The sequence below is a fragment of the Mucilaginibacter sp. dw_454 genome, from assembly GCF_018449775.1.
Classification (GTDB): Bacteria; Bacteroidota; Bacteroidia; order Sphingobacteriales; family Sphingobacteriaceae; genus Mucilaginibacter.
Map to the genome: position 1 here is coordinate 216,855 of NZ_JAAVVB010000005.1, position 15,770 is coordinate 232,624.

At 44.2% G+C, this 15,770-nt stretch carries 12 protein-coding genes; 9 read left to right on the top strand and 3 right to left on the bottom strand.

The annotated features are described in order from the left end of the window. The first annotated feature begins 5 nt into the window (after positions 1-5). The 7 genes from HB679_RS16020 to HB679_RS16050 all read left to right on the top strand — a co-directional run bounded on the left by HB679_RS16020 (position 6) and on the right by HB679_RS16050 (position 9,552). Complete coding sequence (locus HB679_RS16020; RefSeq protein ID WP_214073020.1) at positions 6-902, top strand: PorP/SprF family type IX secretion system membrane protein; 897 nt, start codon at positions 6-8, stop codon at positions 900-902. Between the two features lie 457 nt (positions 903-1,359). After that, entirely contained in the window at positions 1,360-1,953 is a 594-nt protein-coding gene (locus tag HB679_RS16025; protein WP_214073021.1) for a sigma-70 family RNA polymerase sigma factor, read from the top strand. A gap of 57 nt (positions 1,954-2,010) precedes the next feature. Further along, positions 2,011-2,952 (top strand): FecR family protein, encoded by a 942-nt coding sequence (locus tag HB679_RS16030; RefSeq protein WP_214073022.1) that lies wholly within the window; start codon positions 2,011-2,013, stop codon positions 2,950-2,952. Between the two features lie 116 nt (positions 2,953-3,068). After that, positions 3,069-6,461: a TonB-dependent receptor gene (locus HB679_RS16035; RefSeq protein WP_255547633.1), complete on the top strand. Its 3,393-nt coding sequence runs from the start codon at positions 3,069-3,071 to the stop codon at positions 6,459-6,461. A gap of 17 nt (positions 6,462-6,478) precedes the next feature. Continuing rightward, complete coding sequence (locus tag HB679_RS16040; protein ID WP_214073023.1) at positions 6,479-8,026, top strand: RagB/SusD family nutrient uptake outer membrane protein; 1,548 nt, start codon at positions 6,479-6,481, stop codon at positions 8,024-8,026. Between the two features lie 18 nt (positions 8,027-8,044). Further along, positions 8,045-9,292 (top strand): ectonucleotide pyrophosphatase/phosphodiesterase, encoded by a 1,248-nt coding sequence (locus tag HB679_RS16045; protein WP_214073024.1) that lies wholly within the window; start codon positions 8,045-8,047, stop codon positions 9,290-9,292. Positions 9,293-9,396: 104 nt separating this feature from the next. Further along, positions 9,397-9,552, top strand: coding sequence for a hypothetical protein (locus tag HB679_RS16050; RefSeq protein ID WP_214073025.1), 156 nt, complete (start codon positions 9,397-9,399; stop codon positions 9,550-9,552). On the opposite strand, the gene HB679_RS16055 is transcribed toward HB679_RS16050, so the two are convergent. Then, positions 9,553-10,044: a hypothetical protein gene (locus HB679_RS16055; protein WP_214073026.1), complete on the bottom strand. Its 492-nt coding sequence runs from the start codon at positions 10,042-10,044 to the stop codon at positions 9,553-9,555. A 78-nt stretch (positions 10,045-10,122) separates the two neighbouring features. Here HB679_RS16055 and HB679_RS16060 point away from each other — a divergent pair, with 78 nt between their 5' ends. Then, entirely contained in the window at positions 10,123-10,797 is a 675-nt protein-coding gene (locus tag HB679_RS16060) for a GNAT family N-acetyltransferase (protein WP_214073027.1), read from the top strand. A 267-nt stretch (positions 10,798-11,064) separates the two neighbouring features. Here the strand turns inward: HB679_RS16060 and HB679_RS16065 are convergent, their stop codons facing one another. Both HB679_RS16065 and HB679_RS16070 read right to left on the bottom strand, forming a co-directional pair. Further along, on the bottom strand, positions 11,065-13,242 hold the full coding sequence (locus HB679_RS16065) for a hypothetical protein (protein WP_214073028.1): 2,178 nt from the start codon (positions 13,240-13,242) through the stop codon (positions 11,065-11,067). Positions 13,243-13,483: 241 nt separating this feature from the next. Beyond that, positions 13,484-14,761 carry a glucoamylase family protein gene (locus tag HB679_RS16070; protein WP_255547634.1) on the bottom strand — a complete coding sequence of 426 codons (1,278 nt, stop codon included), beginning with the start codon at positions 14,759-14,761 and terminating at the stop codon, positions 13,484-13,486. A gap of 465 nt (positions 14,762-15,226) precedes the next feature. Here HB679_RS16070 and HB679_RS16075 point away from each other — a divergent pair, with 465 nt between their 5' ends. After that, the gene (locus HB679_RS16075) at positions 15,227-15,766 is read left to right on the top strand and encodes a lipocalin family protein (protein ID WP_214073030.1); all 540 of its coding nucleotides are present in this window, start codon (positions 15,227-15,229) and stop codon (positions 15,764-15,766) included. Positions 15,767-15,770 lie beyond the last annotated feature (4 nt).

Genomic DNA, 15,770 nt, shown 5'->3' on the forward strand with positions numbered 1-15,770 from the left:
AGGCAATGTCTAAGGTTACGCTACATATAATCATCGTTGTGATATCAGGATTGATATTGGGCTGCGCGCAGACTACCCGCGCGCAGCTTAATCCTTCGCAGACCATGTATTTTCAAAACCGGTATATGTATAACCCGGCAATGGCGGGCATTGACGAGGGCCTTAACCTAAACCTTGGGTATAAACAACAATGGAGCAACTTCCCCGGTATGCCGCGTACGTCAACCTTTACAAGCGATTACCAAATGCAAAAAGTGGGAATTGGATTAAACGTGGCGGATTATAAGGAGGGCCTGATTCGCTCTACAAGGGTAATGGGTACTTATGCCTACCACCTGCCGGTGGGCGCGGACGAAAAGCTAAGCTTCGGTCTCTCTTTAGGCGTCAACGATTCGCGGGTGGATAATGGCGAATTAACGGGTGATGCCGGCGATGCCGAAGTGGCACAATACAACCAGTTAAAGCCCTATGTAGATGGCGACTTTGGTATAGCTTATACCTCTGATAACTTATACATAGGCGCTGCATTGCCCAATATGAAATCTATTTTTTTTAAAAGCTCCGACACGCGTTTTGATGCCGACAGATTACTGTTCATGGCATCAATAAGTTATAAAATGGATTTAAGCAACGAGGCCCGGGCTACTTTATTAGAACCATTGGTAGCTTACCGAATTGTAAATGGCTACAATAATATCATCGACGGCGGCGTTAATCTAACGTTGGCCAACTATGGTTTGTCAATGCAGGCGCTTTACCATAGCAGTAAGGCTGTGGGCTTAGGCGTAGGGTTTGATCAGCGGGCATATGGTTTAAATTTAAGCTACAACATGGCAAGCGGCAACCTGAACGACTATAGTCTTGGCGGTTTTGAGCTTGGGCTGAGGATCAAGGTGTTTTAATGAAGTGGCCGCTTGATGTTTACTGAAAAGTGGAACAAGCGAACAGTAATAATATCTTCGATAAGCTGTAAATGACTGATAATAAACAAAATAAATTGTCTTTAGTTGTATATCGAAAACCGAGGCGGAACACTCCAGTTGAAACACTTTTGAAACAACTGAAACATGTTAACCGCCGGCGTATTTGGCGTTTAAAAAAAGAAGAGGTCTGAGTTTATTACTTAGGCCTCTTCTTTTTTACAGCTAGGATTACTTTTTTGGCGGCGAAAGTATTGGGTCGATATGCCTTTAACATTCAAAAATATTATGAAAGTGTTAACTATAAAGAAATCGCATCATTGATCAGCCAATAAACAAATGTTTGGAATAATGTGGGCTATGATATTCTAATTAGGTATATACAAGCATTAAACTTAAAGCTAACTTAACATTGGACGGGTACTTTTGTATCTGAACGATGAAACATTTTTCTGATACCCTATTACTTCAGCAAATAAAGGCCGATGATCATTCGGCGTTTGACGTGTTGTTTGACCGTTATTGGAAAAAACTGTACCAAAGCGCTATGGCCCGCGTGCGCGATGAAGGAATAGCTCAGGACATTGTACAGGAAATTTTCATTAAAGTGTGGGATCGACGCGCAGATATCGATATCAAAACCTCCTTTGAAAATTATCTGCTTAACGCGGTACGCTTTAATGTCATCAGCCATTATCGCTCAAAAAAAGTTACTGAATTGAATCTGCAAAACGCTTTAGAGCGTGTAAACCTGCTGGAAGATTCTATCCACTCGCTTACAGATTACCTGGAGCTTGAAAAAACTTTACAGGAAGCCGTTGAATGCATGCCCGAAATGCTGAAACGCGTTTACCAGTTGCGTAGCGAAAATCAATCCATCAAAGACATTGCTACAGAATTGGGCCTGGCAGATCAAACCGTAAAAAATTACCTCACCGAAGCTTCAAGAAGGCTGCGCATTACCGTTGCAGAGAAATATCCTGAAAAGCATTTAACCTACGTGGCGTTGCTGGCTGTGCTACTTCACAAATAATTAACGTAAACATCATCTAAATTAAAAGTACCCCGGCCGGTTTTCAACGACTTACTATTGAAAACCCGCGAAATGGATATTTATAAGTTTAGAGAATTATTAGAACGTTACTTAGAGGGCCAGGCTAATGAAACCGAGAAGGCCCTGGTTGAAGCCTGGTACAAAACATACGCCGTAGATGAGCAAGAGTTAAGCGATATCGAAGCAGCGCGCATCCGCAACGCCATCCGTGCTACAATAAAATTAGAAACGCCTAAAAGACGAATCATTAGCATGCCGATGCTGCGCATTGCAGCCAGCGTGCTGATAGCCGCATCAGCAGCTTTTCTGATTAAGCAATATCTGTTTAATAATCCAAACTACTATACGGTACAAACCGGCATGCGCGGCATGAAAAAGGTTGTGCTGCCCGATAACTCGACGGTTTGGTTAAATGCAGAGACCCGCGTAAAAGTTCCGGAGCATTTCGAAGGTCAATTCCGTACCGTGATCTTAGAAAATGGCGAAGCCTTTTTTGATGTGCAGCATGACAGCAATCACCCATTTATAGTAAAAGTAAACCAGCTTAATGTGCAGGTTTATGGCACCTCATTCAACATCCGCAGCTATAAAAAAATGGGCAATATAACAGTAGCCGTGGCAACAGGCAAAGTTGGCGTTACGAGGGGCGCCAAAACCCTGGCCATGCTACTGCCTGATGATTTGCTAAACTATCAAATTGCGACGGGCACTTTTACCAGTGAGCATATGCCGGCCAACAGGTCGCAAAGCTGGAAATCGGGCTACACTTATCTGGCCGACGCCGATTTTAATGAACTATCGGTCATTGTCAAAAATTTATTCGGCTTGTCGCTCAAAACAACAAGCAAACAAATAAGCGGCTATCATTTTACCTGCCGTGTAAACCATAATAGTGGTGCCGATGAGGTATTAACCATGATTGGGCAGCTGCATAACACACATTACCGAAAGGAGGGGGATGAAGTAGTGTTTTATTAAAAAACAAAAGCGGTCTGTGTGACCAGACCGCCAATAATTTTTTCCTGACAAACGGACGGCAATCCGGTCAGGCAAAGCCCGGTAACTATTCACAATTACACAAGCAAAACAAACATATGAATTTTTGTACACAATGGTGGAAGCAAATTATGCGTATTTCTATCCTTTCATTTAGCATTTTATTAACGGTTGGCCTGGTTTACGCCAAACCCTCTAACGGGTATGGGCAAAGCCTTGATCAACGCGTAAGTATTAAGTTTGGCCGCGAAAACCTGTATGACGCGGTTAAACAAATTGAGCAAAAAACCGACGTGGTTTTTGCCTACGACGCTAACTACCTTGGGCTGAAAGAAAAATTTCTGCAGCCCGGCAATTTTAACAACGAGCGCCTGGAAACCATTTTATGGGCCATGTTTAGAGGCACCAGTATCATCTTCAAAGAGTCGTCTGGTAATATCCTGTTGACCAAAAAACTGGCCCCCGGCCGTATTACCGGTAAGGTGGTCGATGAAACGGGTTCGCCTTTACCCGGTGCCAATATCAAAGTAGCCGGCAGTACTACCGGTACTACGTCTGATGCTAACGGTAATTACACGCTGGTTATGCCTGAAGGCGTTTATACTATTCAAGCATCATTCGTGGGTTCAAAACAGATAGAATATAAAGATGTAAAAGTTAATGCTGATAGAGCAACTGTTTTAAACATTACGATTGCCGGCGGCAGCGAGCTTAAAGAGGTTACCGTAAGTTACGGTAAACAACGCGGCCGCGATATAACCGGCTCGGTAGCTACGGTTGATGCACGCCCCCTGCAAGATATGCCGGTAATGCAATTTGGCCAGGAGCTGCAAGGTAAAGTGGCCGGTGTTGATGTATCGCAAACCAGCGGACAGCCTGGTCGGGGCATTGCGTTCAGAATTCGTGGTGCAGCTTCAATGGCTACCGATTACCAGCCTTTATTTGTGATTGATGGTTTGCCAATAACCGGTAGCATCAACAATATTAATCCGGACGAGATCGAATCATTCTCGATTTTGAAAGATGCGTCGGCAACTGCTCTGTATGGTTCGCGCGCGGCAAATGGCGTGGTATTAATCACTACCAAACATGCCAAACCCGGCGATCCAAAAGTTGAGTTTAGTACCAATGTGGGTATGCAAAAGATCCCGAACAGCTCGATACCAAAAGTTATGGATGGCGAGCAATGGGCCACATTCATGAACGAGAAATTTACAGATGCCCAAAAGTATGAGAATCCGTCTACAACAATACCGGCTATCTATCAGAACCCGTCGCAATATGGTAAGGGTACCGATTGGTTTGCGTTGACCACCCGCAATGCGCCTATCCAATCTTACGATCTGAGTATATTATCGGCTACAGAAAAATCATCATCAACCGTAATATTAGGCTATGAAGAACAACAAGGTGTACTAATTAACAACGGTACCAAACTGTTTTCGTTACGTTTTAACCAGGATGTAACATTGGGCAGCCACAACCAGTTAAAAGTAGGCTTTAACCTGGCGCCAAGCTATCGCCTTGATCATAACAACCGTTTAAATACCGATGGTGTAGGTGGTTATTATGAGCGGATCTTTGAAGCCAGCCCTATTAATAAACCTTATAATGATGATGGTACTTTTGCGGTTGGTGCTTACTCTACAGGCATGAGTGCTTATGTAAACCCGCTGGCTTTATTGAGCCAGACACGGGATGATTATATCACTACCCGTATCCTGGCTAACGGTTATATTAACTGGGAATTTTTACCGGGTTTTAGCCTGAAAACAAACGTTGGCGTTGATAAAGGCGCCGAAACCCGCACTCAGTTTTCGCCTTCTATAACTTTGTCAACTTCGCCTGCTGCACCCGTGGCTTCAACAGGTATCAGTTCATCGGTCGACAATTATTCGTATACCGCAGAGTCTTACCTGAACTATAAGAAAACCATCGCCACAAATCATCATATCGAAGCATTGGCGGGTTATTCCATTCAATATTTCGATTCAAAAAGCAACTCTATTAGTGGTACCGGTTATCCTACAGACGATATCCCTTACCTGAGTGCTGCAACCATCATATCGGCAGCATCAAGTTCTGCCACCCAGTATTCATTGTTATCTGCAATTGGCCGGTTGAATTACGATTATATGGGTAAATATCTATTGCAGGGCGCTATCCGAAGCGACGGTTCATCAAGATTTGGTGCCGATAAAAAGTACGGCTACTTCCCATCAGTATCTGCCGGCTGGATATTGAGCGACGAAGACTTTATGCATGATATCAAAGAAGTTGATCTGCTTAAACTACGCGTTAGCTATGGTATCACCGGTAATAATAACTTTGGTAACTACACTGCTATACCTACGCTTGCCAAATATAATTACCTGTTAAACGGCGCATTAATACAAGGCCAAACTATTGGCACCCTGGGTAACGATGAATTAGCCTGGGAAAGAAATAAACAATGGGACATTGGTTTGGAGTTTGCCATACTTAAAAATCGCATCTCTGTTAACTATGATTATTACCACAAACTTTCTGACGGATTGCTGCAGGCCCGCCCTATCCCGAGAGCGTCAGGCTTTACAAGTATTGAGTATAATATTGGTCAGTTTGCTTTTTGGGGACATGAGATCACCATTAACACGGTTAACACCACCGGCCAGTTTAAATGGAACACCAACTTTAACATTGCCTTTGAGCGTAACCTGATCAAGAGTTTAGTTGACCCGGGTTATCTGCGCAGAAACAATACCGTTACATCTGATTACTACCGCAACCAGGTTGGCCACCACTTAGGCGAGTTTTATGGTTTTGTGAATGAGGGTTTATATAAAAACGCTGCCGACCTGGCAACCTCTGCAAAATACCAAAGTACCGGTTTGTCAAACAACGGATCTTCTGATATAGGTACACTGAAAATGAAGGATCTTAACGGCGACGGTATTATTGACGACGTTAATGACCGTACTTTTATTGGCGACCCTACGCCAACCTTTACTTATGGTATAACTAACAGCTTTGCCTATAAAAACCTTGACCTGAGCATAACCATGTCTGGCCAGGTTGGTGGCAAGATCTTAGCTGCTGCTCAATGGGCCTACCTGACTAACCTTGACGGTTCGCGCGTGCCGCTTGCTGCTGCTTTAGATCACTGGCGCTCTGAGGCCGATCCGGGTTCAGGTATTTACCCGCGCACCAAAACCGGTACAACTGCTATTGGCCGTTCGGTAAATACACAATGGGTTCAGAATGGGTCATACCTAACTGCCAAAAACATATCACTGGGTTACAATTTCAGGTTCGGCAATAATTTATTGCTGAAAAACCTGCGTGTTTATGCATCAGTACAACAAGCCTTTATTATAACCGGCTATACTGGCGGCGGCAACCCGGAGATCAGCCTTTCCGGATCTGACGCGCTTAATGGTATTGGTGTTGATGAAAACGCTTACCCGGTACCACGCACCTACTCGGCCGGTTTAACTGCAACTTTTAAATAAGATTTTACCCTAACAATATGAAAAAGAAATATATCCTGCTGATGTTTATGGCTTTAATAGCGACATCATGCAAAAAAGATTTTATTGACCTTAATCCCACAGATTCGTTGTCGCCAGATACTTTTTTCCAGACCGATGACGAACTGGAGCAGGCGGTAGCAGCGGCGTACGCCCCGTTGCGCGATTTACTGATTAACGACTATCATACTTCAGAAACACGTTCAGACAATACGCATTATATCCCCAACCCTAATAACCGCGGTACCGCTACAGTTTACCAGGAAAACGTGTCTGACTGGAACAACGATGCCAACAATGATTACGTAAATGCTGTTTACTATTGGTGCTATACCGGTATTTCAAGAGCAAACATTGTTATTGGGCGCCTACCAAATGCGGCTAAAGCTACTGATGCCGGTAAGGCCCGGGCCGATGGCCAGGCTAAGTTTTTACGCGCCTGGAACTACTTTAAACTGGTGCGTTTATTTGGCGGTGTGCCTTTATATTTAACCGAGGTAACCAATGCGGCAGACGCATTTAAAGACCGCTCAACTGCCGACCAGGTTTATGCGCAGATCATTGCCGACTCGCAGGATGCCATCAAAGAATTACTGCCTCCAACTAAATTTCCGCAAACCGGCGAGGCTACAAAAGGCTCGGCTACCATGTTATTGGCCGACGTATATGTAACATTAAAAAGGTATAAAGAAGCCGAAGATTTGCTGAACACACTGCCTGCAATGGGCTATGACTTAAACGCCAACTATGCTGACGCCTTTGTGCCAACCAACAAAAATGGTAAAGAGTCGATCTTTGAAGTTCAATATTTGCAGGGTACTGCAGTGGGCACACAACCAAATACAGTTGTTTTCCAGTTTTTACCAAAAACTACTACTACGGTGCTAATTACCGGTACTGCTTTCCCGAGCAACACAACGGGTTCTGGCTGGAACATCCCAACTTTTGATTTGCTTGCAGATTACGAGCCGAATGATAAACGCCTTGACGCTTCCATCGGTATTGCCGAAGGTACTTACGATGCCAGTTTCGTGATGACTATTTCTGCAGTTAAAAGCCCGGTTAACTATGTGCCTACACCAGGTAAATCGTACACTGCGTTTATTAAGAAATATATCCACCCGCCGTTTGTGGCTACTACCAACTCTAATGATGATTGGCCAATTTACCGCTACTCTGAAGCACTATTGCTGTTAGCAGAAGCACAGAACGAGCAAAGCGAATCGCCGTTGGTAGCTTTAAATAAAGTGCGCGTTCGTGCAGGTTTACCCGCAAGTACAGAAACAGATCAGGGTAAGCTACGCGACATTATCATGCATGAAAGACGTGTGGAGCTGGCTTTTGAAAACAAACGTTTCCATGACCTGCAACGTATGCCTAACGGTTTATCAATTATGCAGGCTTATGCTGTAAAAGCTAAACAAAACTTTACCAATTTGGTAGCTAATGCTTTTGATATCGAGCCGTATAAATTCCTGTTCCCGATACCATTGCCAGAACGTAACCTTAACCCGGGTATGAAGCAAAATCCGGGGTATTCGTTTTAATTTCTAACCAGATATATCGTGAAAAACATCCATAAAATTATAATAGGACTATCACTTTGTGCAGCTGTTCAATCGGCAGCTGCGCAAAGCGACAGCCTGCAAAAAATAGTAAAGGGCCGCGCCAACAGCGCTGAGCAAATGGCAAAGCCTTACGTAGTATTAATTTGCGCTGACGGTTTCCGTTGGGATTATGCAGAGAAATACCGTGCAAAAAATCTGCTGAAATACTCCGCAGAAGGCGTTAGGGCGGCTTCAATGTTCCCATCTTTCCCGGCATCAACCCATGCCAACCATTTTACTTTGATGAGCGGCTTGTTGCCATCGCACTCGGGTATTGTAGGTAACGCTTTTTATGACCCTGCACGTAAAGAAATGTTCAAACCGTCTGACGGCTCATGGTTTGGCGAGGAGCCGATCTGGGTAACTGCCGAAAAACAAAAAATGTTAACGGCCAGTTTTTTCTATATTGACACCGACCCGGCTGTAAAAGGCACGCATTTAACTTACATCTATAAGCGTAAAAAAAACTACACGCCGTCTGGTGATGAAAGAGCTGCGGCCATTAAAAACTGGTTAACCCTTCCGGCCGAAAAGCGTCCGCACTTTATTGCCTGCTATTTCCCGGAGACGGATCACGCCGGCCATAATTACGGTCCGGATTCAAAAGAGGTGAATGAAGCCGTTACCGGTATTGACGAAACCGTTGGGAAAATGGTGGAAGCTGCGCGCGCTACCGGTTTGCCTGTTAGCTTTATTTTTGTATCAGATCATGGTATGTTCCCTATAGATCAGGCGCATCATTTACATGTCCCTAAATCAATTGACACTGCTAGATTTGTGGTAGTATCACAGGGCAACTATGTAAACATTCATGCTATCAAACAGGCTGATATTATGCCGGAATATGAAAGGCTAAAAGCAGAACACATTGACGGTTATGATGTGACGTTGAAGAAAGATCTGCCTAAGGGATGGCACTTTAGCCCGGCGGAAGATAAATACAACCGTTTTGGTGACATCGTTTTAGTGGCGCAGTATCCAAAAGTATTTACCGAAGGTGAAACGGTTGGTGCCCATGGCTTCGACGCGCATGAGCATAAAGATATCCAGGCTACGTTTTTTGCCTGGGGCCCGGCCTTTAAACAACATTTGCAGATCCAAAGTTTTGAAAATGTTGAGGTATATGGTGTGATGACCCAGATATTGGGCATTAACGGTTTGCCTAATGATGGTACAGGTACCCTTGCTAAAGAGATTTTAAAATAGTTCCCTCCATAATTAACTAAAATTGCGAAGCCTCAAGTCGGAAGACCTGGGGCTTTTTGTTTTGGATAACGGGCCAGCACAACTAATTTTTTTACTTTTACCACGTGGATATCAAACGCAAAAAGAATATTGTATCCCTTATTGGTTTTATAGTGGGTTTTGCAGCGGGCATTATGCTGCATCGCCACGGTTTGGGGGTAGCTTTTGGTATCCTGCTGGCGCTTGTTTTTCGTGAGGTTTACGATAAGCGCCTTTATTAATTAATTCCCAACAAGGTGTCTTGCCGATGGTTTATAGGCCAAAGTGTAGCCGGCTTTTTCGTCGGTTTGCAAACGGCCGGTTTTTTCATTAACTATCATCGGTTTTTGAAGCAGCTCTTTTGAGCTTTTTAACAGAAAATCAACCTTCATGGTATCTTTATCTAAGCCTGTAGGGCCAACGGCGAAAGACCATGTCGCGTGCAAGGTGTCATTTTTCAGCATGCCTTCTATAACACCGCCATGACCCTTTTTTTGATGAGGAAACCAGTCCATTATACCCTGCACACGGTTATTGATGGCTGTAAATTCCACGCGGGTAGTGTCTTTGCCTTCGTGGTGCATGAAACGGTAGGTGGTTATAACCGGTGCATCAGCGTTTTTATTTTTTGCAGTGTCGGTGTCAGTTACCGAGTTGGTAGCAGCAAATTTTTTTGAGGGAGATGAGCAGGCGGCTAAGCACAATAAGATTATCCCCAGGGGTAAATATTTCATGTTTTAAAACAGTAATTACAGTGTAAAAGTATAACAGTAGCGTCAAGGCTACAAATTCTTTTTTTAGGTTTGCTGCCGATGGATCATGTATTAGATAACCCGGTTTTTAACGGCCTTTCTACAGGCAATAAAAACCTGGGCAATGGCAATGCGCAAATTAAATACTTTAGTAAGGAAGTTGCGCCATTTGTAGCAGTTAAAAATGCAACGGCCGATGAATTTCAAGAACTTTACGATCTTTTACCGCATGATGGTCCATCCGTGTTTGTATGGCCGGCTAAAATAACCATCCCCGCCCCGTGGCAAACACTGGATATAATTCCGGGTTACCAAATGACCTATATCGCCGACAATATAGCGGTTGACCATAGTAGCCTGGTAGTATTGACGGATGAGCACGTGTCCCAGATGCTGGAACTTACCAAACTAACTAATCCTGGCCCGTTTGCGCCGCGCACCATAGATTTTGGCCACTACCGTGGGATCTTTGACGACGATAAACTAGTAGCCATGGCCGGGCAACGGATGAACCCTTTACCATACGCAGAGGTAAGTGCGGTGTGCACGCATCCAGATTATGTGGGTAAAGGTTATGCCAGGCAGTTAATGGGCTTCCAGATCAATCGCATCAAAGCCGAGGGAAACATCCCCTTTTTGCATGTGCGGGCCGATAACACGCGAGCGATAGAGATTTACCACAAAATGGGCTTTGAAACCCGCAGCGAAATGAATTTCTACATCATAAAGAAATAGAGGGTTGGGCTAAAGCCGGATTTGTAGTTTTTATGTTCCGTTGGCTGAAGCCAACGGCAATGAATAGTATCAGCTTGAATAAAGATTGAATACAGAATGGCATAGGCAATGCAACTGTATAAATGAGATGTTATTCATTACCGTCCCATTTATGGGACGGATAAAAGATGCTCGATAATGGCTTTAGCCAAACCAGTGCTACAATGTCCCCAAATTAAAAGAGGCTGCTTTTTTACGACAACCTCTTTGTTAAATATGATTTAGAACTTACCAGCTAATACTAACATGTATCCCATCCGGGCTATTTGCGTAACCCAGGAACAGCGTTTTTGAAGACATATCCCATGACGATTGCACATCAGTGATCACCTGACCGCCTGCATCGGTAACTACCACTTTTTTAGCAGCAGCCGGCAACAGTATACGCATGGCATTTTGCGTGTTTATTGGGCTTTTTGCAACAAAACTATAAGTACCCATGCCGACTTTCTCATCCGTTACTCTTGAGGCCGATGCCAGTACCTGCGGTTTAGCTTTATTAACCACACGGTTTACAGCATACAGGTATGATTGCTCGCCGGGGTTCACGGTTTTTTCTGCTAATACCGGTAATTGCGGATCGAACAGATCAATCACCGGCCCTTTAACAGTGTATGGTTTGGTATCCGGATTTTCGTTTAATACCGCGATGATATCATAGGGTCCGCGCTCCAGGTACAGATTGTTTTTGAAAATCAGTTTGCCGGCTTTGGCGTCAGTTTCATACGCCTCTTTGATGGTGTTTAGGTAAGTACCATCATTGTTAGCCTGCATCACAAAGTCTTTCGGATTTTCGCGCAACACGTATACGTGGCCCAGCCCAACTTTATATTTTTTGGTTCCGCTTTGCGGATCTATTCCCAACAGTTTAAATAAATGCTGCGACGGCGCTGCGTAGCTATTGCCTTTAGTGTTCCACCATTCCATAACCGATTGGTATGGATCGTCATCTTTACCCACATAAATCAGCTCGCCACCTTTTTTAACCCAAGCGGCCAGTTGCTCATGCACCTGTTCGGTAACGGGTTTCATGTTCGAATAGCTCATCACCAGCACTTTGATATCTTTCAAAGTAGCGGCATAGCCCAGGTTTTCCATGTGGACGGTTTGCACTGGTACGCCGCGCTTAACCAAGGGTAAAGTCTGCCCGTAGAAAATAGAAAACTGCGGATCTTCAAAACCATTATGCGTAGGGAAACGCTGGAACATCAATGAATTACTCATCAACACCCCCACGCCATTTACACCACTTACTTTGTTGGCTGATACCGGGATACTGTTCAAAGAGTTCACCATGATCTGCATTTGGGTAGAGTAATATTTAGGGATGTTAACGCTCGAATCGCTATTGGCCATTTTGTATTTGCCGGTATAAATACGCTCCGGCCATGGCATTACTTCATAGTTGGCCACCACCGGGTACAATAATTTGGCCGAGAAAGTAGCCTGGTAATTGCGTTTATAATCGGCCCAATCGCGGCGTGCATCCTCAATAGGGTCGGTCAGGAAGAATAGTTTGCGTTTGGTAGGCGCAGTCATAGATACCATTGATCCGTACTCTAAATAAGCATTCTCAAAAACGCGTTCTTTACGATCGCCGTTAAAATAAGTGGCTTCACGGGCGGTACCGGTCCAAACCTGTGCTATATAGCCATCAATGCCTGGCAACGAAGCTAAACTAGCCTCCGGACTAACAATTTGCCATGACGAATAATTAACCAGCGAGTGTGTAGCAATGTAAACCTTTACGTCTATGCCTTTGCTTTTGGCATAAGCCTTGGCATAGTCAGACACCTGTTTAATGGCTTCATAGTATAAATGATATTTCAGTTTATTAGCCAGGTAAGTATTTTCCGGGCTTTCGTCTTGGGCTTTCCAGGGGAAGCCATAAAATTTTTGCCATTCTTCTTTAAAATGAACGCTGTAACCGCCGCGCATCCAAAACTCGGGTTCTTCTAAAAAGATCTCTTTAATACCTACGTCTATCACACGTTTAACCACCGCCGTCTTCATATATTCAATGTACGACGGGATAGGCACCACGTACGGGATGTTATAGCCGTGCATAATGGGCTTGCCATCTTTTTGAACCTGTGCAACGTCCAGGTGGTTCTGCCCATCCCATTTCCCCAGGAAATAGTCGGGGTAATTACCCCAGGCAATGCCGGTCATAAATGCAGTTTGATAACCATGATCTCGCCATGATTGTACACGCTGCTCAAAGGTCATCTCCGGGCGGTCGTTAGTGCCATAAACAATCGCCATATCAGAGCGCACGTCAATTTGCGGTATCCAGGGGCTGCCGGTTTGAAATGCCGTTTTTTGCGGCAACGCGGCTGGCTTAACCTGCGCAAACGCGGTTGCAGAGGCTGTTATAATACTTAACAGGAGTAAAGTTTTTTTCATCTCGTTTGGTTTTTGCGGAGACAAACGGTCCGCCTAAAAAATAGTATTGGTTTATAGCTATTGATAGCTTGCAAGTTAGTTACTTTTTGTACCGGGCTTTATTTGCTACAGATTTTTTACAGTTGTTCTATGGATTATTATCCGATTTGTCATCCTGAACGTAGTGAAGGATCTTATACGCCTTACATTTGCGTTTACTTATCAGTTTTATAAGATCCTTCACTACGTTCAGGATGACAACTTATTTAGGTGTGCTAAATCCCAACTTGTTCAATCCGCGCTTCACATCCGGGTTACTCATAAATAGTTTCCAGATCAGCCTACTGCGATAATTCTCAATCATCACAATAATAGGCCCCTGATCTATGGCCAGATAGGATTTAGCGTACCAATCATGCTGCTCGCTAAATGCATCCACAAAACCGTATTCGCCCCAAATTTTATCGCTCAGATCTTCATAAAAATGGCGCATAGCCCGCATGGAATACTCCGGCGCGTAAGGAAGTGCTGATAATGCAGCCGTGGGCGTAATCACGCCCAGATCATTAGTCGGCGAGTGCCCTGAATAACCATGCCAACTATCACTGGCGGTAAGCCCCCAGCAATTAGCGCCGTAGCCTTTGTATTTAAACGGATTTTCAATACAGTACGCTCGATCAATAAGGGTATGGTTAACGACTTGTTGCCAGTAATCGGCAAATTGATCTTTCAGTCCGTGCGGATTAAGCGCCATAAAAGAATACTGCGTCCAAAACAGCGGCCCGCCATAATCAGGCCCCAATGGCAATGCGTATTTACTGTAATAAGTTTTACCATTGATGAAGGTTTTGCTATCCGGCCAGCCTTCGGTATAGACAGATTTGCTAATGCTGTGTGTTGGGGATGATGCCGCCATCACATAAGTGATCAAACACTCATTCCATCCGTGGATAGGCATATTCATATCCCAGTTATAATCAGGGCTCCAATGCCAGTACAGCACGTTTTTTCCCTGGGTAAACCAGTTCCATTCTACACCATCCCAAAGTAGTTTGATTTTGGTGCGCAGTTCTTTTTCTGTCAGATTACCGGCATCGAAATATTGTTGTGCCACCAATAATCCCTGGAACAGGTAGGATGTTTCTACAATGTCGGCGCCATTATCTTTTTTACTGAACGGGATAACCTTGCCTGTTTGGCCGTTGAGCCAATGCGGGTAAGCGCCATGAAAACGATTTGCCTTCGCCAAAAAATCAACGATCTTTAAAATTTGCTGCGCGGCTTCTTTGCGGGATACGAACTTGCGGTTGGCCGCTACAACCGTCGCCATGATACCGAAACCCGTGCCGCCGGTAGTTACTACGTTGTCACTAAAATTTGGATTGGTAGTGCTGCGCTCGCGCGCCATGCCGCTGGCGGGGTGTGCCAGGTCCCAGAAATAGCGGAAGGTTTGCTTTTGTACCAGGTCCAGTAATTGATCATCAGTCAGATTTTTATGAATGGTCATATCCGCCGGAATGGGCGTTTGCGCGTTGGCCATTGTGCAAAGCAAAAGCATAAGGACGCAAGCCAATAAGCAGGTAGATTTGATCTTCATCGACAGAAAATTATAACTGGTATATGCAAGTTTACAAATTAGCTTTGATAAAATCAGCTGACGTTTCGTACCTACGGCACGAATGCCGGCGTTTACCTTTTTTCTACCGACCTTTTACCCCTATCGGGGTAATTTAATGCAAAGCTTTGATTAAGAACCATGGGCTCAAAACGCCGGTAAAGATTTGGCTATAGATGATAAGGCAAAGCCGCGCATTTTTCCTTTATTAAAAATGAGCCATCGGCTCATAACGTCGGTAGCCAATAACAGCCAAATCCTGCATGCCGTAGGTATGCTAGTTTAACGAATGACGCCGCCACGTATCGTTTATCGCAGATTTTCGATGATTTTACATTCGCCTGAAACTTGGCCTAAAACAAAAGGCATCCCATATTGCTTAAGTATGCAATGAAAAAGGAAAACTGGATCTTGGCCATTACCGGTGGCGTTGCAGTAGCGGCGCTTACCTATAATTTTTTGTCGGACGATATACCTAAAGGCGCTGAAGCCGTGCAGGACTTTGACAAGGACCGCTATATGGGCCTTTGGAACGAAATTGCGCGCATACCCAACTGGATTGAAAAAGGCGTGGACCAATTGACAGAAGAGTATTCATTAAATGAGGATGGCATCATCAACGTAATTACCCGCGCCCATCAAGCCGAAAAAGATAAGTGGACCGAAGTGTCAGGCAAAATTAAATTTGTAAAAGGCGAGAATATCGGTATGCTGAAAGTATCTTACCTTGGTCCGTTTTATTTATCGTACAACGTTTTAGATGTTGATATTGAATATAAATATGCATTAGTTTCGGGCAGTAGTTTAGATTACCTCTGGATCTTATCCAAAGAAAAATCGGTGCCTGATGATATTAAGCAGAGATTTTTAGACAAGGCGAAAGCCATAGGTTTCGATATCCAAAAACTGGAATGGAACCATTATAATTGAAATA

Bases quoted from the DNA above. Each gene is read 5' to 3' on its own strand.
- HB679_RS16070 (WP_255547634.1), bottom strand. From the start codon at position 14,761: ATGGCCAACGCGCAAACGCCCATTCCGGCGGATATGACCATTCATAAA.
- HB679_RS16025 (WP_214073021.1), top strand. From the start codon at position 1,360: ATGAAACATTTTTCTGATACCCTATTACTTCAGCAAATAAAGGCCGAT.
- HB679_RS16020 (WP_214073020.1), top strand. From the start codon at position 6: ATGTCTAAGGTTACGCTACATATAATCATCGTTGTGATATCAGGATTG.
- HB679_RS16040 (WP_214073023.1), top strand. From the start codon at position 6,479: ATGAAAAAGAAATATATCCTGCTGATGTTTATGGCTTTAATAGCGACA.
- HB679_RS16075 (WP_214073030.1), top strand. From the start codon at position 15,227: ATGAAAAAGGAAAACTGGATCTTGGCCATTACCGGTGGCGTTGCAGTA.
- HB679_RS16065 (WP_214073028.1), bottom strand. From the start codon at position 13,242: ATGAAAAAAACTTTACTCCTGTTAAGTATTATAACAGCCTCTGCAACC.
- HB679_RS16035 (WP_255547633.1), top strand. From the start codon at position 3,069: ATGAATTTTTGTACACAATGGTGGAAGCAAATTATGCGTATTTCTATC.
- HB679_RS16055 (WP_214073026.1), bottom strand. From the start codon at position 10,044: ATGAAATATTTACCCCTGGGGATAATCTTATTGTGCTTAGCCGCCTGC.
- HB679_RS16060 (WP_214073027.1), top strand. From the start codon at position 10,123: ATGGATCATGTATTAGATAACCCGGTTTTTAACGGCCTTTCTACAGGC.